14 protein-coding genes are annotated in these 21,464 nt (G+C 65.5%); 9 read left to right on the forward strand and 5 right to left on the reverse strand.

Annotation, left to right across the window (positions count from 1 at the left end):
- Nucleotides 1-19 precede the first annotated feature (19 nt).
- The gene (locus ABAC460_RS50275) at nucleotides 20-8,890 is read left to right on the forward strand and encodes an autotransporter outer membrane beta-barrel domain-containing protein (RefSeq protein WP_235075861.1); all 8,871 of its coding nucleotides are present in this window, start codon (nucleotides 20-22) and stop codon (nucleotides 8,888-8,890) included.
- Nucleotides 8,891-8,947: 57 nt separating this feature from the next.
- Here the strand turns inward: ABAC460_RS50275 and ABAC460_RS48705 are convergent, their stop codons facing one another.
- Both ABAC460_RS48705 and ABAC460_RS47220 read right to left on the reverse strand, forming a co-directional pair.
- Entirely contained in the window at nucleotides 8,948-9,379 is a 432-nt protein-coding gene (locus ABAC460_RS48705) for an MAPEG family protein (RefSeq protein ID WP_052012834.1), read from the reverse strand.
- A gap of 75 nt (nucleotides 9,380-9,454) precedes the next feature.
- Nucleotides 9,455-10,342, reverse strand: coding sequence for a LysR family transcriptional regulator (locus ABAC460_RS47220; RefSeq protein WP_031237594.1), 888 nt, complete (start codon nucleotides 10,340-10,342; stop codon nucleotides 9,455-9,457).
- 94 nt (nucleotides 10,343-10,436) lie between these two features.
- Between ABAC460_RS47220 and ABAC460_RS47225 the strand changes: the two genes are divergently transcribed.
- Both ABAC460_RS47225 and ABAC460_RS47230 read left to right on the forward strand, forming a co-directional pair.
- Nucleotides 10,437-11,801, forward strand: coding sequence for an MFS transporter (locus ABAC460_RS47225; protein ID WP_023455908.1), 1,365 nt, complete (start codon nucleotides 10,437-10,439; stop codon nucleotides 11,799-11,801).
- Nucleotides 11,788-12,624 carry a CPBP family intramembrane glutamic endopeptidase gene (locus ABAC460_RS47230; RefSeq protein ID WP_023455909.1) on the forward strand — a complete coding sequence of 279 codons (837 nt, stop codon included), beginning with the start codon at nucleotides 11,788-11,790 and terminating at the stop codon, nucleotides 12,622-12,624. The genes ABAC460_RS47225 and ABAC460_RS47230 overlap by 14 nt, the downstream gene beginning before the upstream one ends.
- 93 nt (nucleotides 12,625-12,717) lie before the next feature.
- Here ABAC460_RS47230 and greA read toward each other — a convergent pair whose 3' ends face one another.
- Nucleotides 12,718-13,197 carry a transcription elongation factor GreA gene (gene greA / locus ABAC460_RS47235; protein ID WP_023455910.1) on the reverse strand — a complete coding sequence of 160 codons (480 nt, stop codon included), beginning with the start codon at nucleotides 13,195-13,197 and terminating at the stop codon, nucleotides 12,718-12,720.
- A gap of 43 nt (nucleotides 13,198-13,240) precedes the next feature.
- On the opposite strand from greA, the gene ABAC460_RS47240 reads away from it, so the two are divergent.
- The gene (locus ABAC460_RS47240) at nucleotides 13,241-13,705 is read left to right on the forward strand and encodes a YaiI/YqxD family protein (protein WP_023455911.1); all 465 of its coding nucleotides are present in this window, start codon (nucleotides 13,241-13,243) and stop codon (nucleotides 13,703-13,705) included.
- Here ABAC460_RS47240 and ABAC460_RS47245 read toward each other — a convergent pair.
- On the reverse strand, nucleotides 13,697-14,137 hold the full coding sequence (locus tag ABAC460_RS47245; protein ID WP_023455912.1) for a hypothetical protein: 441 nt from the start codon (nucleotides 14,135-14,137) through the stop codon (nucleotides 13,697-13,699). The two genes, ABAC460_RS47240 and ABAC460_RS47245, sit on opposite strands and share 9 nt — an antisense overlap.
- A gap of 10 nt (nucleotides 14,138-14,147) precedes the next feature.
- Entirely contained in the window at nucleotides 14,148-14,573 is a 426-nt protein-coding gene (locus ABAC460_RS48710; RefSeq protein WP_023455913.1) for a response regulator transcription factor, read from the reverse strand.
- 251 nt (nucleotides 14,574-14,824) lie between these two features.
- Between ABAC460_RS48710 and kduI the strand changes: the two genes are divergently transcribed.
- From kduI to ABAC460_RS47275, 5 genes are all read left to right on the forward strand, one after another.
- Nucleotides 14,825-15,673, forward strand: coding sequence for a 5-dehydro-4-deoxy-D-glucuronate isomerase (gene kduI / locus ABAC460_RS47255; RefSeq protein WP_023455914.1), 849 nt, complete (start codon nucleotides 14,825-14,827; stop codon nucleotides 15,671-15,673).
- 24 nt (nucleotides 15,674-15,697) lie between these two features.
- Nucleotides 15,698-17,779, forward strand: coding sequence for a glycoside hydrolase family 88 protein (locus ABAC460_RS47260; RefSeq protein ID WP_023455915.1), 2,082 nt, complete (start codon nucleotides 15,698-15,700; stop codon nucleotides 17,777-17,779).
- A gap of 132 nt (nucleotides 17,780-17,911) precedes the next feature.
- Nucleotides 17,912-19,171, forward strand: a complete 1,260-nt coding sequence (locus ABAC460_RS47265; RefSeq protein ID WP_031237599.1) for a DUF2264 domain-containing protein — start codon at nucleotides 17,912-17,914, stop codon at nucleotides 19,169-19,171.
- Between the two features lie 221 nt (nucleotides 19,172-19,392).
- Nucleotides 19,393-20,397: an aspartate-semialdehyde dehydrogenase gene (locus ABAC460_RS47270; protein WP_023455917.1), complete on the forward strand. Its 1,005-nt coding sequence runs from the start codon at nucleotides 19,393-19,395 to the stop codon at nucleotides 20,395-20,397.
- A 248-nt stretch (nucleotides 20,398-20,645) separates the two neighbouring features.
- On the forward strand, nucleotides 20,646-21,452 hold the full coding sequence (locus ABAC460_RS47275; protein WP_023455918.1) for an IclR family transcriptional regulator: 807 nt from the start codon (nucleotides 20,646-20,648) through the stop codon (nucleotides 21,450-21,452).
- Nucleotides 21,453-21,464: the final 12 nt, after the last annotated feature.

Raw genomic sequence — 21,464 nt, forward strand, 5'->3', positions numbered from 1 at the left:
TGACGGCGGCGACGGCGGCGTGGTCGATACCCGTTATACCGGCGACATCACCACGGCAGGCTACAGCTCGACCGGCGCCTTGATCCAGTCGGTCGGCGGCGGCGGCGGCAACGGCGGCTTCAACGTCTCGGCCCAGGTGGCCTTCGGCACCAACGCCGTCACGGTCGGCGTCGGCGTTGGCGGCGCGGGCGGCAAGGGCGGCCACGGCAAGGAAGTCTGGGGTATCATCAACGGCGATATCGTCACCGGCCTGGTGGCGGCGGCGCCCGCACCGACCGGCGTAACCCAGCAGGACGATCTGCAGAAGGCGCTGGATAACCTGAAGTCGATCCAGTCGGCCGGCCTGGTGGTCCAGTCGGTCGGCGGCGGCGGCGGCTCCGGCGGCTTCAACATCACTGGCGGTATCGCCGGCGGAGTCGAAAAGGGCGGCAATATCGGCGTAGGCCTTGGCGGCAGCGGCGGCACGGCTGGCAATGGCGGTATCGTCCATGCGTCGGCGCGCAACATCACCACCCACGCCGACCAGTCGCCGGGCTTCCTGGCGCAATCGGTCGGCGGCGGCGGCGGTGTCGGCGGCATGAACATCACCGGCGGCATATCCTTCAGCGGAGAAATGGGCGGCAATATCGGCGTCGGCCTCGGCGGCGCGGGCGGCGGCGGTGGCGCCTCGGAAGCCGTCGACGGCACAGTCGTAGGCGAGGTCCGCACCTCGGGCGACTCATCCGACGCCATCATCGCCCAGAGCCTGGGCGGCGGAGGTGGCGCAGGCGGGCTGAACGTCACCGGCGGCATCGCCCTCCTGGGGCAGCACACCGGCAATCTCGGCGTGTCGATCGGTGGCGCCGGCGGCAAGGGCGGCAACGGTGGTACGGTCCTGCTCAAGGTCAACGAAAGCGTTGCTGACCCGACCAACACCCTGCTGGCGGCCTATACCCAGGGCGACGAATCCGACGGCATCATCGCCCAGAGCATCGGCGGCGGCGGCGGCAACGGCGGCATCTCGGTCGCTGGCGGCCTGGCCGTCTCGTCCGAAGCGGGCGGCAATATCATGGTCGGCGTCGGCGGCGCTGGCGGCGGCACCGGCGACGCCAAGGCGGTCACGGCCGTCATCAAGGGCGACGTCGTCACGCGCGGCAAGGATGCCGACGGCATCATGATCCAGAGCCTGGGCGGTACCGGCGGCAATGGCGGTTTCAACGTTAGTGGAGGCATCGCTGCAACCTCGAACGGCGCCGGCAATCTGCTGGTTGGTGTTGGTGGCGTCGGCGGCGCGGGCGGTAGTGGTGGCCTGGTCCGCGCGACCGTCACCGGCGACGTCCAGACGGGCTGGGCCGACACGGTCAACGGCATCTACACGCGCGGTGGTAACGGCTCGTCCGGCATCACCTTCCAGAGCATGGGCGGCGGTGGCGGCAATGGCGGCTTCAACGTCACCGGCGGCATAGCGCTCAGCTTCGGCGACTCGGTCGCCGGCGGTATCGGCGTCGGGGTCGGCGGCTTTGCCGGCGGCGGCGGCAATGCCGGCGCCGTGGTCGGCAGCCTGACCGGCAATGTCCGCACCTATGGCGACAAGGCCCACGGCGTCCTGGTCCAGAGCCTGGGCGGGTCCGGCGGCAATGGCGGCTTCAACGTCACCGGCAACATCACCGGCAGTGCCGGCCCGGCGGCCTCGATCGGCTTCGGTCTGGGTGGCTTCGGCGGCAAGGCCGGTCATTCGGTGGCCGATTCCACGGTCGACTCGGTCTTCGCGGTCCGGGGCACCCTGAATGGGGACGTTCAGACCTTCGGCAAGGAATCCTACGGCGCGGCGCTGCAAAGCGTGGGCGGCGGCGGCGGCACAGGCGGCTTTAACGTCACCGGCAATATCGCCGTCAGCACAGGCACCTCGGGCGGCGGCAGTGTGGGCATCGGCATTGGCGGCTTCGGCGGCAAGGGCGGCAACGCCTCCGGCGTGTGGGGCGATGTCCGTGGTACCTACCAGACCAATGGCGATGACTCGACCGGCGTTTCGGCGGTCAGCCAGGGCGGCGGCGGCGGCAATGGCGGCTTCAACGTCACGGGCAATGTGGCGGTTGCGCTGGGATCCGGCGCCACGGCCGGCAATTTTGGCTTCGGCCTGGGCGGTTTCGGCGGCGGTGGCGGCAACGCCGGCAAGGTCGACCTGACCCGTGTCGGCGACACGGAAACCACCGGCAAGAATTCAACCGGCGTCTTCGTCCAGAGCCTGGGCGGCGGCGGCGGCAACGGCGCCTTCAACATTACCGGTGACGTCGCCCTGTCCAAGGGTGATGCCGGCTCTCTGTCGATCGGCATCGGCGGCTTCGGCGGCAAGGCGGGCAATGCCGGCAGCGTCCTGGCCGACGTAACCGGCGACGTCTATGTCCGTGGCGACGGCGACGGCGTGGCGGTCCAGAGCGTCGGCGGGGCCGGCGGCACGGGCGCTATCAATATCACCGGCCAGCTCAATCTCGGCAGCGACTCCGGTCGTGGTATTGCCTTCGGCATCGGCGGCTTCGGCGGTGAGGGCGGCAATGCCGACTCCGCCTGGCTGGAACTGCAGGGCGTTTCGCCCACGCAACTCGCCCAGGTCGTCTCCAGGGGCGACAAACGCGCGGCCGTCAAGGTCCAGAGCGTCGGCGGCGGCGGCGGTGACGGCGCCATCAACATTACCGGCGGCGTCGCCAGCAAGGGAACCCTGTCCGTTGGCATTGGCGGCTTCGGCAGCGACGGCGGTGAGGGCAAGGACGCCTTCGGCCGCGTCGAGGCCAACCTGTTCGCCAACGGCCACGCGGCGCGCGGCCTGCTGGTCCAGTCGGTCGGCGGCGGCGGCGGCTCCGGCGGCATCAATTTCTCGGGCGCGGCCAACAAGTCGACCGAATTCTCCATCGCCTTCGGCCTGGGTGGCTTCGGCGGCGACGGCAACAAGAGCGGAAATGCCGGCGCCTGGCACGTTGGCGACGTCAATGTCAACGGCCTCAATGCCTCGGGCATCGTGGTCCAGAGCGTCGCCGGCGGCGGCGGTGACGGCGGCCTGAACGTCGCTTTCGAGGTCAATCTCGAAACCAAGGGCAAGGGCATCGCTGTCGGCGTCGGCGGCACGGGCGGCGACGGCGCCAATGCCGGCAAGGCCAGCCTGACCAACCGCGGCAGTGTCTTCGTCAACGCTCAGGCCCCGTCCAGCGATCTCGACAATATCCTGGCCGCCACGATCGATGCCGATTCGGCCATGAAGCTGGCCGACCACTCGCACGCCATCCTGGTCCAGAGCGTCGGCGGCGGCGGCGGCCAGGGTGGTGTCAACGTCACCACGGCCATCACGCCCAAGGAAGGCCAGCCCCTGGCGCTCGGCGTCGGCGGCTCCGGTGGCTCGGGCGGCAATGGCGGCGTCGTCGAACTGACTCAGGGCTGGGACTGGATCAACGGCGTCAAGACGGCGGCCGGCGGCACCCTGCGCACCTATGGCGACGGTTCGATCGCCGTCCTGGCGCAATCGGTCGGCGGCGGCGGCGGTGACGCCGGCATGAACGTCGTGGTGCCGGTCACCTATCGCGCCAAGGCGGGCGAAAATCCCTCCTTTGCAGCTGTTGTCGCGGTCGGCGGCAGTGGCGCGGGCGCGGGCTATGCCGATACGGTCACGGTCGATCACACCGGCAATATTATCACCGGCTACAAGGATACGGCGGCGGGCCTGGTCGCCAGCGGCGGCCACAAAAGCGGCGGCATCCTGGCGCAATCGGTCGGCGGCGGCGGCGGCAATGCCGACCTGAACCTCGGCCTCGGCGTAGCGCGTAACGCCACGGCGCTCGGCATCTCGGTCGGCGGCGCCACGGGCGCGGCGGGCAAGGGCGGCAAGGTCAACGTCACCCACGCCGGCGGCATCTTCACCAATGGCGACGATGCGACGGCCCTCATGGCCCAGTCGATCGGCGGCGGCGGCGGCAATGCCTCGACGTCGCTCGCCATTCCGCTCCTGTCCAACGACAAGATTGAGGTCAATATCGGCCGCCGCGGCGGCGCCGGCGGCACGGGCGACCAGGTCACGGTCTGGTCCAGCGGCACGCTCGACACCCGCGGCAACCGCTCCTCCGGCATCCTGGCGCAATCCCTGGGCGGCGGCGGCGGCGTCAGCGGCACCACCGCGATCGGCGCCCAGTACAAGGACGACAGCGGCGATACCTCCGTCAACGCCCGCGTCGCGGTCGGCCTGGAAGGCGGCAGCGGCGCCACGGCCGAAAAGGTTGAAGTCCATGCCGCGGGCTATATCACCACGCGCGGCAGCGATTCCTACGGCATCCTGGCCCAGTCGATCGGCGGCGGCGGCGGGGTCGGCGGCCTGGCCAGCAACACCGTCCTGCGCGCCACCGCCTCGCTGAATGTCGGCGTCGGCGGCAAGGGCGGCACCGGTGGCGTCGGCGGCCTGGTCAAGGTCTATAACACAGCTGAAATCACCACTGGCGGCGATAATTCCGACGGCATCCTGGCGCAATCCATCGGCGGCGGCGGCGGTACCGGCGGCAATGCCGGTGCGATCGGCCTGCCCATCGGCGGTCCCAAGGACCAGACGCCGCACAGCAACGTCACCATGAGCCTGGGTGGCAAGGGCGGCGTGGCCAACCTCGGCAACGAAGTTTATGTCGAGAATTCCGGCATCATTACCACCGGCGGCAAGACGGCCTATGGCATCCGAGCCCAGTCAATCGGCGGCGGCGGCGGTTTCGGCGGCACCATCCTCAATGTCCGCGCCGATACGGCCAAGGGCAGCAGCGCCACCGTGGGCATCAGTGCCGGCGGTCAGGGCGACGAGGGCGGCTTTGCCCGGCTCGTTACCGTCCACAATACCGGCAGCATCTGGACCACCGGTCAAGGCGGCATCGGCATCAGCGCCACCAGCATCGGCGGCGGCGGCGGCGACGGCGGCGGCGTGGCCGACTTTATGGCGACCGCCATCTCCGGCGGCGGCACTTCCGGCAATGTCACCCTCAATTTCGGCGGACAGGGCGGCAAGGGCGGCAAGGGCGGCCAGGTCATCGTCACCAACAAGCCGGTGGCGGGCGTGGTCGGGTCCGGCCAGATCGTCACCAAGAAGGACAATGCCTACGGCATCTTCGCCCAAAGCCTGGGCGGTGGCGGCGGTAACGGCGGCGCGGTGGTCTCCGCCCTGGCGGGTAAGGGTAAGGAGGACAGCTTCTCCTTCGGCTTCAATCTTGGCGGGCTGGGTGATACCGGCGGCACCGGCGGCAAGGTCAACGTCACCAATGACGGCCTGATCGATACCGAAGGCAAGTACTCGCACGGCATCCTGGCCCAGTCCATCGGCGGCGGCGGCGGTAACGGCGGCATGGTCATCGCCGCCGCGGTGCTGATCAAGGCGCCGACCAAGAGCCCGCTGATCGCCATCGGCGGTTCCGGCGGCGACGGCGGCAATTCCGATACCGTCACCGTGACCAATAACGGCACCATCGTCACCCGCGGCGTCGAGGCCCACGGCATCTTCGCCCAATCGGTCGGCGGCGGCGGTGGCAATTCCAGCATGGGCTTCAGCGCCTCGGGCAACCCCTACACCCTGGTCGGCTCAAACGCCCTGGCGGCCCTGATCGGCGCACTGACCTCCGGCAACGGCGGCATCGGTGGCGAGGTCAAGGTCACCAATACCGGCAACATCACCGTCCTGGGTGCCGGCTCGTACGGCATCATGGCGGAAAGCATCAACGGCGGCGGCGGCCACCTGTCGCTCAATTTCGACAGCGTGGAAGCGCTGTTCAACCTGTCCTGTATTCCCATCCCCAATGCCGGAGGGACCTGTATCCCCGGCACCGGCGGTGAGACGGGCGACCGTCCGCCAGGCGCGCCTCTGTATTCGACGCGGATCGGCTCGACCGATTCCGACGACTTCAATGCCGGCAAGATCACCCTGATCAATACCGGCACCATCGTCACACGGGGCGCCAACAGCGTCGGCAACGCGATCACGGCGATCGGCGGCGGCGGCGGCAAGCTGACCCTGAAGACGGTCCTGACGACCACGGCCACCAACCCGGCGCCCAACACCATCATGCCGGTCACCTTCGCCATCAGCCTGGGCAGCCTCAACGGCAGCAACAGCAAGGGCGGCGATATCGAAACCACCCAGGCTGGCATGGTTGTCACCACCGAACGCAACTCGGCCGGTGTGCGCATGCAGTCGATCGGCGGCGGCGGCGGCGACAGCCTGACCGACCTGACCGCGCCCACCGGTACGGCCATCGGCACGGTCGACATCAACCAGGGCAGCACGAACGGCACCAACCTGGCTGCCGGCACGGTCCAGCGCATCCAGACCGGCGCCATCGCGACGGGCGGCGACTATTCGACCGCCGTCCAGCTCCAGAGCATCGGCGGCGGCGGCGGTACCTCCACCGTCCTGATCAATGCCGCCGACCAGACCAACCTGCTTGTCCGCACCAGTCTGGGCGCCGATGGCGGCACGGGCCTGGGCAGCAGTTCGGTCACCGGTTCCTATGACGGTCTGCAGACCGAAGGCAATCACGCCGTCGCCCTGCTGGCGCAGTCCATCGGCGCCGGCGGCGGTTCGGTCCTGACCTCGGGCAGTAATGCCGTCGACGTCACCCTGGGCGCCAAGAATGGCGCAACCGGCAATGCCGGTGAGATCAATCTGACCAATACCGGCACGATCCAGACCTCGGGCATCGGCTCGCACGCCGTACTGCTGCAATCGATCGGCGGCGGCGGCGGCGCGGTCCTGACCGACGCCACCACCATCACCACCCATCTGAACAGCGGAAATACCGGCGACGGCGCCCTGGTTCAGTTCACCCAGACTGGCGACATCGTCGCCACGGGCGCCAAGGCCAACGGCCTGATCGCCCAGAGCCTGGGCGGCGGCGGCGGCTGGGTCGACGGTGTCTTCGCCGGTTCGGCCGGCGGCGACGGCAAGGGCGGCGCGATCACCCTGAACCTGTCCGGCGGCACCTTCGCCACCGGTACGGGCGGCACCGCCGTCCTGGCCCAGAGCCTGGGCAAGAGCGGCGCGGGCAACATCTCGATCGTCAGCGGCGGCACGGTGCGCGGCTATGCCGCCGGCATCCGCGTCGACGGCGGCGCGACCAATACGGTCACCACCTCAGGCTCGGTCTCGGCCGTGTCGGGCGTGACCATCTCGGCCGGTTCGGGCAATGACCGTGTCATCAATACCGGTCTGGTCGTCGGCAATATCGATCTCGGCAGCGGCAGCAACGCTTTCGAGAACCGCGCCGGTTCGACCTTCGTCGCCTTCTCGACCATCGATCTGCGCGACCCGGCGATCTCCAGCTCGGCCCTGGCCATCCAGAGCGCCCTGCCTACCGCGGCCATTATCCCGGCGCCGGGCGGCACCTTCGCCAATGACGGTGACTTCCTGATGGGCCTGTCGGCCTCGCCGCGGCCGATCGACCTGGCCAAGGGCGCGACCTTCGCCAACCTCGATGCCAACGGCAACCCGGCAAACAACCTGATGTACGGTTCGCGGGTCATCAACACGGTCGCCCTGGACGGCCACTTCGTCCAAAGCGACACCGGCCATATGGCGTTCGATGTCGCCTACGGTCCCTATGCGTCGGACCGCGTCAATGTCACCGGCAACACCACGGTCGACGGCACCGGCGATGTCACCCTGACCTGGCTGGAAAACGCCGCGCCGGTGACCCTGTTCGCCACGGCCGGCACGGCCACCGACAACGGTCTGGACATCACCGACACCATCGCGCTGGATTACCGCATCCTGGCCAACAGCAACGGCATCCAGCTCGCCTTCACCTCCGACTTCGCCCAGCCCTTCCTGAACCGCAACCAGGGTGAACTGGGCCGTCACATGGACTCGGCCATCGCGCTGGGCGGCTCCGGCGGCATCGGTCGTGTCATGGCCCTGCTCGGCAACATGCAGGCTGGCGAGGAAGACGCCTATGCCTACGTCTTCGATCAGCTGAATCCGGAGCCCTTCCTGGCGCCCCAGACGATCCAGCTCGGCGCTGCGCGGCAGTTCACGGCCGATCTCAACCACTGCGGCGCGACCGGTCAGGACACCTGTGTCTGGGCCCGCGTCGGGGGCACGGACGTCGAGCGCGCCGGCGATGCCGAGAACCTGGACTACACGGGCGCCTATGACAGCCTGGCCACGGGCTTCGAACGCCGCGTCGACGACAAATGGTCGATCGCCGGCGCCATCGGCTTCGATCACATCAACCGCCTCTATGTCGGCAATGGCCGCGCCAGCATGGAAGGCGACAGCCTCCATGCCGGCGTCGGCGCCACCCGCACCCTCGGCGGCGTCAAGCTGGGCCTGGCTGTGACCGGTGGTCTGCAAACCGTCGAAACCCAGCGCTTCCAGAACATCTTCGAACCGCTGATGGGCACGGCGACGCCGCACTCGTCCTATGTCTCGGCCCAGGCGAAGCTGAGCCGCCGCTTTGACAAGGGCGCCTGGTTCTTCGAGCCGTCGGCGGCGCTGGCGGTGACCTCGATCCATCAGGGCGCCTTCACCGAAGAAGGCCTGGAAGGCCAGGGCGCGGTGGGTGTATCCCATACCCAGACCTTCGCCACCCTGACGCCGGAGCTGACCGTGGGCTACAAGGTCCAGGAAAGCTCTGGCCAGACGACGGCGTTTTCGTTCAATGTCGGGGCGGTGGTCCATTCCACCGACCGTCTGGAGATGCCGTACCGCCTGGTCGGCTCCAACCAGGGCTCGGATCCGGCGCTGATCAGCACCGAGTTCGACAGCGACACGATCAAGATGGGCGCCAATGTCCAGGTCACCGGCAAGAACGACCGGACCAGCCTGAACCTGTCGGTCGCCAACGAATCCGGCAAGCGCTACAGCCAGCAGACCTTCAGCGCGGCGGTGAAGTTCAAGTTCTGAGGCCGCCTGCAAACCTGAGACTTACGGCGTCGGACCCCGGTCCGGCGCCGTAATCTTTTATAAGGCTAAGATCTGTGGAAACGCCTGCTGAGCCACCCGTGCCATCAAGATCACCACGGCGACGAAATTGATCGTGAACACCAGGCCGCGCAGCGGCACATTCCGGGTCAGGGTCTGCACGAAGCTATGAATCAGTCGCCCGGCCAGGAAGAGCCACGCCGCGGCGACATCGATCATCGCGATATGATCGGTTAAATAGAGCAGGGCCGCCGCGAACAGAGCGAAGACCGGCAGTTCGAACTGGTTGGACAGGTTCCGCGCGACTCTCAGCGATCGTTCCGGATCGGCGCCGGCCCTGACGAAGTCACTGGCCTTGACCTCGCGCTTCCACATGGCCACCTGACGCTCGACGGTCAGCCAGGCATACAAAAAGCCCACCAGACCGAAATGGCCGAAAAACGGCAGCAGGAAAAGCTGTTCCAGTGTCATGATCATCCCCGATAGCGGTCCGTAATGTCACGCCGGATATGGCCGCCGTCCATGTGCCCGATGGACGCAGCCGGTTCAGCTTTCACGGCAAGCCGCACGAACGCAGTCGCGCAGCCAGCGGTGGGCCGGATCGGCGTCCAGCCGCGGATGCCACAGCAGGGATATCGTAATGGCGTCCATGGCAAAGGGCAGGGGAAGGATTATCAGGCCGTCTCGCAGGCCGGCCGTATGGCGCTCCGGCACCGTGGCGATCAGGTCGGAGCTACGCACCAAAGCCAGCACGGCCGAATAGCCGCCTGCCATCACCACCACCTGGCGCTCAAGCCCCTGCGCCGCCAGGGCGGCGTCGATCGGGTTCCTGTCGGACCCGCTTCGCACAGCGCCGACATGCTGGCCGGCCGTATAGGCCGCGACCGTCATCGCCGTCACGGGATGGCCCGCCCGCACGGCTATGACAAACCGGTCGCGAAACAAAGCCTGGGCGCGGATCTCGGGTCCTGTCATCGCCCCGACCACCCCGGTCTCCAGATCAACCGAGCCCTCACGCATGGGGGCACTGTCGCGGTCGGGTTTCTGCACGAAGCGCAGCCGCACGCCGGGTGCTTCCGCCGCCACCCGCCGGATCAATTCGGGTCCGAAGGTTTCGACAAAGCCGTCGCTGGTGCGCAAGGTGAAGGTCCGCGACAGCCGTTTCAGATCCAGGACCTCCGCCGGCCGTAAGAGACCCTGCGCCGCTTCGACGATGTGGGCGGTCCGTTCGCGCAACGCCACTGCCCGCGGCGTCGGCACCAGGCCGCGGCCGGCGCGCACCAGCAAGGGATCGTCCAAGGTGTCGCGTAGCCGTGCCAACGCCCGGCTCATCGCCGATGGGCTCAGTCCTAACCGCCTTGCCGCACGGGCGACACTGCCTTCTGCCAGCAGGATATCCAGGGTGATCAGTTGATTGAGGTCAGGCCGGCTCATCCAGCCAGCCTATCATGACATGGCGTTAAACGCACGAATACAATGCAAAGCATGCGTCTTCCGACATATGATGCGTGGCGCTAGGCTTCGCGCCATGACAAAATCAAACCTTGCCCTCACCGGACTGGGACTTTCGGTCCTGGTCACCTCCCTGGCCACCAGCACGGCCAGCATCGCCCTGCCGGTCCTGTCCCAGGCCTTCGCGGCGTCGTTTCAACACGTTCAGTGGGTGGTCCTGGCCTATCTGCTGGGCCTGACCACGGTGATCATCGCGGCCGGCAAGCTGGGCGACCGCCTGGGGCGCCGCAAGCTGTTGCTGACCGGTATCGTCGTCTTCACCCTGGCTTCGGCCGCCTGTGCCGCCGCGCCGTCCCTGACCTTGCTGGTGACCGCTCGTGCCGTTCAGGGCGTGGGCGCGGCGGTGATGATGGCGCTCAGCCTGGCCTTTGTGGGCGACATCGTCCCGAAGGCCAAGACCGGCAGCGCCATGGGCCTGCTGGGAACCCTGTCGGCCGTCGGCACGGCGCTCGGCCCATCGCTGGGCGGCATGTTGATCGCTGGTTTCGGCTGGCCCGCCATCTTCCTCATTCAGGTCCCGGTGGCCGTGATCGCCGGCGGGCTGGTCTGGCGCGGCGTGGCGGCCGATCGTCCGTCTACGGAGCAAGCCGGTTTTGACCTTGCCGGAACCATCGTCCTGGCCGTGACCCTGGCCGCCTATGCTTTGGGCGTGACCCAGGGCCAGGGCCGCTTGGGCGCCGTGAATCTGGCGTTGCTCATCTTCGCAGCCGCCGGATTGGCCTTGTTCGTACGCATCGAAACACGCGTGTCGTCACCCCTGGTGCAACTCGGCTTGTTCCGGTTGCCGGGTCTCAGCGCCGGTTTGGCGATGAACGCCCTGGTCGCCGCGGTGATGATGACGACTCTGGTCATTGGTCCCTTCTACCTCATCCACGCCCTTGGTCTGAAGGCTGCGACCACCGGTCTGGCCCTGTCCATCGGGCCGGTCGTCACGGCCCTGACCGGGATTCCGGCCGGTCGTCTGGCCGACCGCTACGGCGCCATGACCATGTCACGCATCGGCCTGGCGGTGATGGTCGCCGGCGCAGGGCTGATGGTGCTGCTGCCGGGACTGACCGGCTATCTGGCGCCGCTGGCGGTCCTGACGGTTGGATATGGCCTGTTCCAGGCCGCCAACACCACGGCCGTCATGACCTCGGCCGCAGCAGACAATCGCGGCGTCATGTCCGGTCTGGTCAACCTGTCGCGTAATTTCGGCCTGGTCACCGGCGCGTCTGCCATGGGGGCGATCTTCGCTCTGGCCTCGGGTGGCGCTACCGGGCCGGACGCCGTATCGACCGGCCTGCGTGTCACCTTGGCGGTTGCCGTGGGTTTGATCTTAACGGCCCTTGCCTTATCATTATATCCCGCATCGAAGGACCTGACCCATGCCGCCGATTAACCTGACCACGATTTTCCGGCGCGCGGATGGCCATTTTCGTCACGGATGGTGGGCTGCTGCCTTCCTGCTTATCCTCTTCGTCTGTCTGCTGCCCATTCTGCTGATTTCGGCGCACTATGGCTATACGATCGGCATCTGGGAACAGGCCGCCCTGCTGCTGGCCGTTACATGGCTGTGCCAGGTTCTGCGCCGGCAACCCTTCACCGAGGTGACCGGCCGGTTCGACGCAGCGTGGTGGCGGGACCTGGCCGTGGGTCTGGCGGCCGGCGCGGCCCTGATGGCCTTGCCGGCGCTGGTTTTGTTGCTGTGTGGCTGGGTGAGGTTCGAGCTTACGGCGATTGCGCCCGCCACATTTGCCATGGCAGTATTGACCATGCTGGGTGTTGCCATCGCGGAGGAACTGTTGTTCCGCGGCTTCCTGTTTCAGCGCCTGATCGCTGGCGTGGGGGTGTGGCCGACTCAATTGATGATGGCTGGTCTGTTCCTGCTGACTCACCTCGGCAACAGCGGGCTACACGGCCCGGCAGCTCTTCTGGCTACGATCAACATCTTTCTGGCCGGGGTTCTGTTCGGGCAGGCGTGGTTGCGCACCCGGCGCCTGGCCCTGCCGATCGGCATCCACCTCGGCGCTAACGTGATGCAGGGAAATATCCTGGGTTTTGCGGTCAGCGGGACAGACAGCCAGAGTTGGTTGATCGCGCGGCTCGCGACGGCGCCGGACTGGCTGACGGGTGGTACGGTCGGCCTGGAAGGGTCGCTGCCGGGCCTGGTCTGCCTGTTGGGACTTCTGGCTGTCCTTTACCGAAGCCCCGCGGCAAAGTAGGTTTTTACAGGAATCCTCTCGCAAGCGTACGCCGCGTGCCGGCGAAAAGCCGAGCGTCCTGCGTTCCGCTTGGCGATTCCGAGCGCGGCAGTTCTACGCGATTGCGACGATGGCGATTTCCGCGCTGTCCAGCCGGACGTCGTCGTCCACCGTCTTGCCCATCATCGCCTGGGCCAGGGGCGAAACATAGGAGATGCTGCCCTGTTTCGGATCGGCTTCATCCTCGCCGACGATGCAGAAGGTCTGCGTCCGGCCATCCGCGCGCTCGATCGTCACCGTGCAGCCGAAAACAACGGCCTGCGGCGCGACCACCGGTTCAATCGGCTGGGCCGAAGCGAGGCGGGCCGTATAGTAACGCAGGTCGCGCGTCGCCCTTGCCATGGCGGTGCGGTCGTCGCTGACTTCGCCGGAAGACTGAGCGGCCGTATAGGCGGCTTTCGCCTGACTGAAGGCCACCTGCAATTGCGCCAGGCCCAGAGGCGTGACCAGGTTCGGATGCGGAGAAATTGGACGATCGGGCAGGTTGGCCGCGGCCGCCTCGTGGTCTTCGTCTTTGGTAAAGGCAACACTCATTTGCCATGCTATAGCAGCCGCCTTGGAAAAAGTCAGGACCCGGATGACCATCACCGTTTATATCGACGCCGACGCCTGCCCGGTAAAAGACGAGACCTACAAGGTCGCCGCGCGCTACGGCCTGCCGGTCTTCGTGGTGTCGAACAGCTTCATCCAGATCCCCAAGTCGCCCCAGATCACCCGCATGATCGTCGATGCCGGCCCGGATATCGCCGATGACTGGATTGCCGATCATGTCGTTCCCGGCGATGTCGTCGTCACCAATGACATACCCCTGGCCGGGCGCGTGCTGGAAAAAAGCGGCCACGCCCTGGCGCCGAACGGCCGCGCCTTTACCCCCGACTCGATCGGCGCCGCCCTGGCCCAGCGCGCATTGATGGAACATATCCGCTCGACGGGTGAAATCACCGGCGGGCCGGCGCCCTTTTCCGGCGCTGACCGGTCGCAATTCCTCCAAACCCTGGATCAGGTTATCGTGCGCGCGAAACGCCAGGCCGGGTTAAGATAGCCGGCAATTCTCTGCCCGCCTGTGGCCGGCGACGCCTGCCGCCAGACAGGCCAGCAGGGCCCAACCGCCCCAAAAGCCGTTCGCCGTCGAATAGCTGTAGAGGCCGAACGCCGTGACCTGGTGCGCGATGTGGGTAAACACGGCATTGAGCATGCAGGCAGAAGCGAAGAAGGTCCATAATCGCCGCGACTTCAGGGTCAGGGCGATGAAGAGCAGCAGCACCGTGACATCGATGGCAACGATTTCTGCGCCCGGACCTTGGCCTCTCTTCGCCAGTATGCCCGTCACCACCCATCCCATACCGATGAGGGCAGCACCCAGCCGTTCCGTGACGCCGCCGGAGCGGAATGCCCATGCGCAACACGCCGTCACGGCGACATAGCCGCCATAGATCCAGATGAGCCACAGCACATAAAGGAAGGTAATTTTCACGGCGTTGGGCTCAGTGGGTCTGTCCGGTGAGGCTCTGAATGGCCTGCATGGTGGTTATGCTGCCTGCCATCAGGAACAAGAAAGCGATGGCCAAGCCGATGGCCAGCACCACGATCAAACCGAGGGCCTGGACCGGGTGGAGTTGCTTCAGGCGCTGCGCCAGGTCCGGCGGGGTTGCGACCTTTTCCGGGACGGCAGTCACGGACGACAGGGGAGCGACCCCCTCCTGTTCGGTCAAAAGCCGCGCCGCCTGGCGATCGGTTGCAACGCCCAGCCGCTTACGGGCCGCGTCGATATGGGCCTTGACCGTATGCGGACTGATATTGAGCTGGCGCGCGATCTCCTTGCGCTCGAAATGCGCCGCCACCAACCGCAATATCTCTTTCTGGCGTGCCGACAAGGCCTCGACGCCGCCGTCCGTGTCGTTATCCGACATTCGTATCTCCCCAGAGCTTGGGCGGGAGGTTAACGGGGTTTTTCGCGTCTGGCCACAGGCCTTTTGTGCCGGGCCCATTCGTGACAATCTTGGAACCGCTTCCGTCGCTTTCGGAAACGGCGGCTGCGGAAAATGCGATCTTTTACGTTTCTATAGATGGACCATATCGTCATTAAATGATACACGATCCAAAAGCTTATAAAACAACACATAACAGCCAGATCGAAGAGTTTGGGGTGGTAACGGGGACAATGTACGACCGGGTTCTTTACGCTACGCATCCGGATTCGGTGCCGGCCGCCTCTCAGTGTGAGCTGCGCGACCGTTATCTGATAAAGGATATCTTCCGTCCCGACGCCGTGATCCTGACCTATGTGCATCAGGAACGCCTGGTCGTCGGCGGCGCCGCGCCGGTGTCGCAGACCCTTCGTCTGCCGGTTCATGATGATCCCCCGTCGATGCAGGGCCAGCCGTTTCTGGCGCATCGCGAAATGGCCGTTGTAAATATCAGTACGGCAACCGGCCGTGTTACTGTCGATGGAACCGCCTACGACCTGGAACCCAATGACGCCGTCTATATTGGCAGCGGCGCTTACGACGTCGCCTTTGCCTCGCCCGATCCGTCGCATCCGGCGCGCTTCTACCTGGCCTCGACCCCGGCCCACCGCACCTGTCCGACCCGACATATCGCCATCCGCGCCGCCCACCCCATCAAACGCGGTGCGCTGGAAACTGCCAATGCCCGCACCATCCACCAACTGGTCGTGCCGGGGGTCTGCGAATCCGCCCAGCTCCTGGTCGGCCTGACCATCCTGGAGCCCGGCTGCGTGTGGAACACCATGCCGCCGCACACCCACGACCGCCGGTCAGAGGTCTATTTCTATTTCGACGTCGAGCCCCAGTCACGGGTCTTCCACTTCATGGGCCGGCCGGAGCAGATGCGCCACATCGTGGCCAGCAACGAAGAGGCCGTGGTCTGTCCGCCCTGGTCGGTCCATACCGGGGTGGGCACGTCCAGCTACGCCTTCATCTGGGCCATGGGCGGGGAGAATCTCGACTATGACGACATGGACAATCTCGATATCTGTCAGCTGACATAACCAGAAACTACAGGGACCTTACGCATGAAAGCCCGGATTCTCGCTACCGTCGCCGCCGCTGCCCTGCTGGGCGCCGTACCGGCCGCCACCTTTGCCGCTCCGCCCAAGCCCGCCGCGGCGGCACCCGACGCCATCCCCTTCCGCTCGGCCGATGTCATGACCCTGGCCGAAAAGGTCGCCAACTACCAATTGGCCACCATGGCCGGCGGTTCCATCCCCAACAAGGCTTCGCCCGATACGCCGAACAAGACCGGCTGGGTCCAGGGCGCCCTGTTTGTCGGCCTGACCGAGATGGCCGACCATTCGTCGAACCCGATCTACAAGGAAACCATCCTGGCGCGCGGCGTCGCCAACAACTGGCAACTGGGACCGACACCTTACCATGCCGACGACCATGTTATCGGTCAGTCCTATCTGTGGGCATCGCAGAATGGCGCGGGACCGGACGCCATCGTACCGCTGAAGGCCCGCTTCGACTCCATCCTGGCCTTCCCGCCCCAGGTCGGCCTGGAACACCGCGAATATTCCGACCCGCGCGGCGTTGACTGCGACGAACGCTGGTGCTGGTCCGACGCCCTGTTCATGGCGCCGGCCGCCTGGCTGGAACTGTCCAAGGTGACGGGTGATGCTAAATACGCTGACTATGCCAAGAAGGAATTCATCGCCACCACCGACTATCTCTACGACAAGGACGAACACCTCTATTATCGCGATTCGCGCTTCTTCCCGCGTCGCGGTCCCAATGGCGAAAAGGTCTTCTGGTCGCGCGGCGACGGCTGGGTGTTTGCCGGCCTGGCGCGGATGATCCCGCTGCTGCCCGAAGGTGATCCCGGCCGCGTGCGCATGGAAACCGTCTTCAAGGAGATGGCCGCCAGCCTGAAAACCATCCAGAAGCCTGACGGCTACTGGTCGCCGTCCCTGCTGTCTGATCCGTCGAAATCGCTCCCCGAATCGAGTGGCACCGGTTTCTTCACCTACGGCTTTGCCTGGGGCATCAAGGCCGGCCTGCTGGATCAGAAGGAATACGAGCCGACCGTGCGCAAGGGCTGGACCGCCATGGTCCGCGCCGTGCACCCGAACGGCAAGCTGGGCTGGGTTCAGCCGGTCTCCGACCGTCCCGAAAGCGTCTCCTATGACGACACGCAATTCTACGGCGTCGGCGCCTTCCTGCTGGCGGCGACGGCCGTGGCCGATCTCGATCTGAAACCGGGCAAGGACCTGACCGTCCAGCGCGAAGTGGTCACCGTCCAGGCGGTGCTGAACGTCCAGGACGGCGGCCGGCTGGTCAACAATGTCATCACGGGCGGCGTCTTCCGGCCCGAGCGCGAATATACCGTGACGGCCGATCACTTCATCCACGACGGCCGCATCGCCTTCGAAGGCCTGGGCTGGGAAAACGACTTGGTCGCTTATCGCCTCTATCTCGACGAACGCATGGCCATCGACATCTTCGGCAAGAAGACGCCGGGCCCGGTTCTGCAGACCATCGGTCAGGGCGTCGACAACTACCATGAGATGGCCCTGTGGGGCATGGACATCTTCAAGGTCGGCGAAACGGTCGGGATCGGCGGCATCGGCGTGCTGCGGGCCGGCAAGGCAACGCAACTGGGCAAGGCGGTGATCTCGGTCAAGGTACTGGAAAGCGGCTCCGGCCACGCCGTGTCGCAGGTGACCAATACGGGTTTCGACGGCGCGGCATCCAAACTGGTCACCACGCTGGACATCGGACAGGGCTCGGCCCTGACCCGGGTCAAGGCTACCGCGACAGGTGCGACCCAGCCCCTGGTCACCGGCCTGATCAAGCATCCCGGCGTCACCGTACTGAAAGGCGAGGCCGGCGCCGGCGGCTGGGCCTATATCGCGTCATGGGGCAAACAGTCCCTGGCCGAGGACGATCTCGGCATCGCCGTCTTCTATAAGCCAGGCAGCGTTACCGGTACGGGGGACGATGACGCCACGGTCTATGTCACTTTCAAGGATCCGGCGGCGATCGACTACGCCTTCGGCATCGCCTGGACCCAGGACCAGCAGGGTGTGAAGTCGTTGGACGCGTTCAAATCGTGGCTGACCGCCCGCCAGGCCGAACTGGCCAAAAACAACAACTGAAGGATTCGCTTTTCTTCTCCCGCCCCGTTTACGGGGAGGGGGGACCGCGAAGCGGTGGGAGGGGCTTTGCTGTCAGTGGAAAAGCCTCTTCCGTCTCATGTGATGTCGCACAAGAATAATAGGAAACCGACCATGCAACGCCGTAACTTTCTCCTCTCCATGGCCGGCGGCACCGCGGCCCTGACAGCGGCCGGCGCTGCCACCGCGGCCAAGACGCCCAAAACCGCCGCCGTGAGCGACCGCGCCTATATGGCCGGCCTGCTGCAAAAAATGGCCGATCCGGTCCTGACCGCCATGGCGAAGGGCGAGCTGAAAAAGACCTTCCCGGTCGAGGTCGCCCCCAACTGGGACGGCCGCGACAAGAACGTCAGCTATATGGAAGCCTTCGGTCGCCTGATCGCCGGGGCGGCGCCGTGGCTGAGCCTGCCGCAAACCGCCACGCCCGAAGGCCAGGTCCGCAAACGCCTGACCGACGCCGCCGTCCAGGCCTATGTCCACTCGGTCGACCCGAACAGCCCGGACTACCTGCTGTGGCGCGGCCACGGCCAGGCCCTCGTCGACTCGGCCTATTTCACCAACGCCCTGATGCGCGCCCCGAAACAATTGTGGGAGCCGCTGGATGCGACCACGAAGGCGCGCATCGTCGAGGAGGTCAAGGGCCTGCGCCGGGTGTCGCCGCCCTATACCAACTGGCTGCTGTTCGCCGCCATGAACGAAGCCTTCCTGCTGATGATCGGCGAGGCCTGGGATCCCATGCGGGTCGACCTGGCCATCAAGAAGATGGAAGAATGGTACGCCGGCGACGGCTGGGTGGCCGATGGCGTCAAGTTCCACTTCGACTACTACAATTCCTACGTCATCTACCCGATGATGGTCGAGATCCTCGAAGTCTTGAAGACCTGCGACGCCAAGTTCAACAACCTGAAGCCGGCCGACGAACTGCCGAAATGGCTGAAGCGGATGCAGCGTTACGGCGAACACCTGGAACGGTTCGTGTCGCCGACGGGCACCTATCCGCCGATCGGCCGGTCGCTGACCTACCGCACGGCGGTGTTCCAGCCGCTCGGCCTGCTCGCCTGGCGCAAAGCGTTGCCCGAAAAGCTGCCGGAAGGTCAGGTCCGCGCGGCTGTGACGGCGGCGCATAAGGCCATCTTCACCGACCCGAGCAACTTTACGTCTGACGGTTACCTGACGATCGGGTTTGCCGGGCATCAGCCGACCCTGGGCGACTGGTATTCCAACAATGGCAGCATGTACATTACGTCGGAAGGCTTCGTGGCTTTGGGCCTTGCTGAGGACGACAGCTTCTGGACCTCACCGGCGCAGGACTGGACACAGAAGAAGGCCTTCTCGAACCAGACCTTCCCCAAGGACTACGCGGTGGATTACTAAATGGCCACGTCAAGACGCCCTGACAGGGCGTCTTGACGTGGCGGAACTCTCTGAGTAAAGCACCCGCGATGACCTTTATTACGCGCACAACAACAACCACGAAAACCATGGCCTCGGGGCCGGGGGTATTCGCGCGCGCGTAACAGTCTCGCTGAAACCATCTCCGTACACGCCCCGTCCCTCCGGCCGGGGCTTTTTTTATGCCCGAAAGGACCTCCAAAATGCACAACAAGACCGTCGCTATTGTCGGCGCGACCGGCGCCGTCGGCCGCGAATTCATCGGCTGTATCGAACGCCGCGGCATTCCGCTCAAGCAACTGAAGCTGCTGGCCAGCCCGCGTTCGGCCGGCAAGACCTATCCGTTCCGTGGCGAAAACCTGGTCGTCGAAGAAACCACGGCAGCCGCCTTCGAAGGCGTCGATATCGCCCTGTTCTCGGCCGGCAGCGGCATCTCGAAAGAATTCGCCCCCATCGCCGTCAAGGCCGGCGCCGTCGTGGTCGACAATTCCTCGGCCTTCCGCGCCGATCCCGAAATTCCGCTGGTCGTGCCGGAAATCAACGCCGACCGCATCAAGGCCCACAAGGGCGTCATCGCCAATCCGAACTGCGCCGCCATCACCACCCTCGTGCCGCTGTGGCCGATCCATCAGGTCAACCCGGTCAAGCGCCTGATCATCTCGACCTACCAGGCGGCTTCCGGTGGCGGCGCCGCGCTGATGGAGGAACTGGAAGAATCGACCCGCGCCTATCTGGCCGGGCAGGACTACGCACCCCAGGTCGTTAAATATCCTTATGCCTTCAACCTGTTCAGCCACAACACGGCGATCGACCCGGAGACCGGCTACAACGACGAAGAGTCCAAAGTCATCAAGGAAACCAAGAAGATTTTCGAAGACCAGGACATCGCCGTCAGCGCCACCTGCGTCCGCGTTCCTGTCCTTCGGGCGCACTCCGTGTCGATGACCTTCGAATGCGAACGTCCGATCTCACCGGAAGAGGTGCGCGAACTGCTGTCTAAAGCACCGGGCGTGCGCCTGGTCGACGACTGGGTGAACAACTATTTCCCGATGCCCAAGGACGCCAGCGGCCAGGACGATGTTCTGGTGGGCCGCATCCGCCGCGACCTGTCGGACCCGACGGGCAGGTCGATTTCGATGTTCGTCGCCGCCGACCAGCTTCTGAAAGGCGCCGCGCTCAACGCCGTCCAGATTGCGGAGTTGCTTTAGAACAGAAAAAGCGAGCATTATGAATGCCTTATACCTCCCCGTTATACGGGGAGGTGGATCATTTGCTGGAAGCAAATGAGACGGTGGGGGATTTGGCCCGCCGCGGTTTCCAAAACCCACATTCTCATGCTTACCGCGACCACAAATAGGCGCAGGACTTCACAACACCCGTTCGCTTCCCCTTGCTTTTTTTCGATAGCCGTATCACTATGAGGAACGGTTATCCCCCGCGTATGAGAATCAGCAGTATGAACAAGCCCGTCACAGAACCTCTCGAAACCGACGACGGTGAGAGCGGCAGCGCCAAGACCGCCGGCGCCCTGACCCTGGCCAAGGGGCTGGACGTTCTGTCGCGCGTTGCCAAGGGTGACAACACCCTGGGCAAGATGGCCAAGTCGCTGGGGCTGAACAAGACCACCGTTCACCGCCTGGCCACCACGCTGGTCGAATCCAACTTCCTGGCCTATTCGACCCAGGAAGGCTACGCGCTCGGGACCAAACTGCTGGAACTGGGCTTTGCCGCGCAACAGCAGATCACCCTGACCCGGGTCAGCCAGGACTATCTCGGCCGGCTGGCCGCCGATACCGGCGACACGGTCAATCTCGGCATTCTGGAACGCGACCAGGTCCACTATATCGCCAAGATCCCCGGCAACCGCCGCATCGAGGTCCGTTGCATCGTCGGCGAACGCCAGCCCCTGCGCCATACCGGTTTGGGCAAGGCCCTGCTGCTGGACGAACCCGAAGACCGCCTGCGCGAAGTCTACCTGCGCGAAGCCGCCCTCTTTCCGCGCTACAAGTACGACATCAAACAGTGGCTCGATGTCATGAAGCACTATCGCGACGAACAATACGCCCTGGACCTCGACGAGAACGAGGACCACATCCGCTGCGTCGCCGCCCCGATTCGCGACATGAGCGGCAAGATCATCGCCGCCGTCTCGGTGTCCTCAGCCGCCCAGTACATGGATTCCGACCGGATTCAGCTCGTAAAGTCCTATGTTAAGGACACCACGGCCCAGATTAGCCGCCAATTCGGCTATACGGGCGCCTAAAACCGCTAAAAT

It is taken from the genome of Asticcacaulis sp. AC460 (genome assembly GCF_000495795.1).
GTDB lineage: Bacteria > Pseudomonadota > Alphaproteobacteria > Caulobacterales > Caulobacteraceae > Asticcacaulis.

Bases quoted from the DNA above. Each gene is read 5' to 3' on its own strand.
- ABAC460_RS48705 (WP_052012834.1), bottom strand. From the start codon at position 9,379: ATGACACTGGAACAGCTTTTCCTGCTGCCGTTTTTCGGCCATTTCGGT.
- ABAC460_RS47220 (WP_031237594.1), bottom strand. From the start codon at position 10,342: ATGAGCCGGCCTGACCTCAATCAACTGATCACCCTGGATATCCTGCTG.
- ABAC460_RS47225 (WP_023455908.1), top strand. From the start codon at position 10,437: ATGACAAAATCAAACCTTGCCCTCACCGGACTGGGACTTTCGGTCCTG.
- ABAC460_RS47230 (WP_023455909.1), top strand. From the start codon at position 11,788: ATGCCGCCGATTAACCTGACCACGATTTTCCGGCGCGCGGATGGCCAT.
- greA (WP_023455910.1), bottom strand. From the start codon at position 13,197: ATGAGTGTTGCCTTTACCAAAGACGAAGACCACGAGGCGGCCGCGGCC.
- ABAC460_RS47240 (WP_023455911.1), top strand. From the start codon at position 13,241: ATGACCATCACCGTTTATATCGACGCCGACGCCTGCCCGGTAAAAGAC.
- ABAC460_RS48710 (WP_023455913.1), bottom strand. From the start codon at position 14,573: ATGTCGGATAACGACACGGACGGCGGCGTCGAGGCCTTGTCGGCACGC.
- kduI (WP_023455914.1), top strand. From the start codon at position 14,825: ATGTACGACCGGGTTCTTTACGCTACGCATCCGGATTCGGTGCCGGCC.
- ABAC460_RS47260 (WP_023455915.1), top strand. From the start codon at position 15,698: ATGAAAGCCCGGATTCTCGCTACCGTCGCCGCCGCTGCCCTGCTGGGC.
- ABAC460_RS47265 (WP_031237599.1), top strand. From the start codon at position 17,912: ATGCAACGCCGTAACTTTCTCCTCTCCATGGCCGGCGGCACCGCGGCC.
- ABAC460_RS47270 (WP_023455917.1), top strand. From the start codon at position 19,393: ATGCACAACAAGACCGTCGCTATTGTCGGCGCGACCGGCGCCGTCGGC.
- ABAC460_RS47275 (WP_023455918.1), top strand. From the start codon at position 20,646: ATGAACAAGCCCGTCACAGAACCTCTCGAAACCGACGACGGTGAGAGC.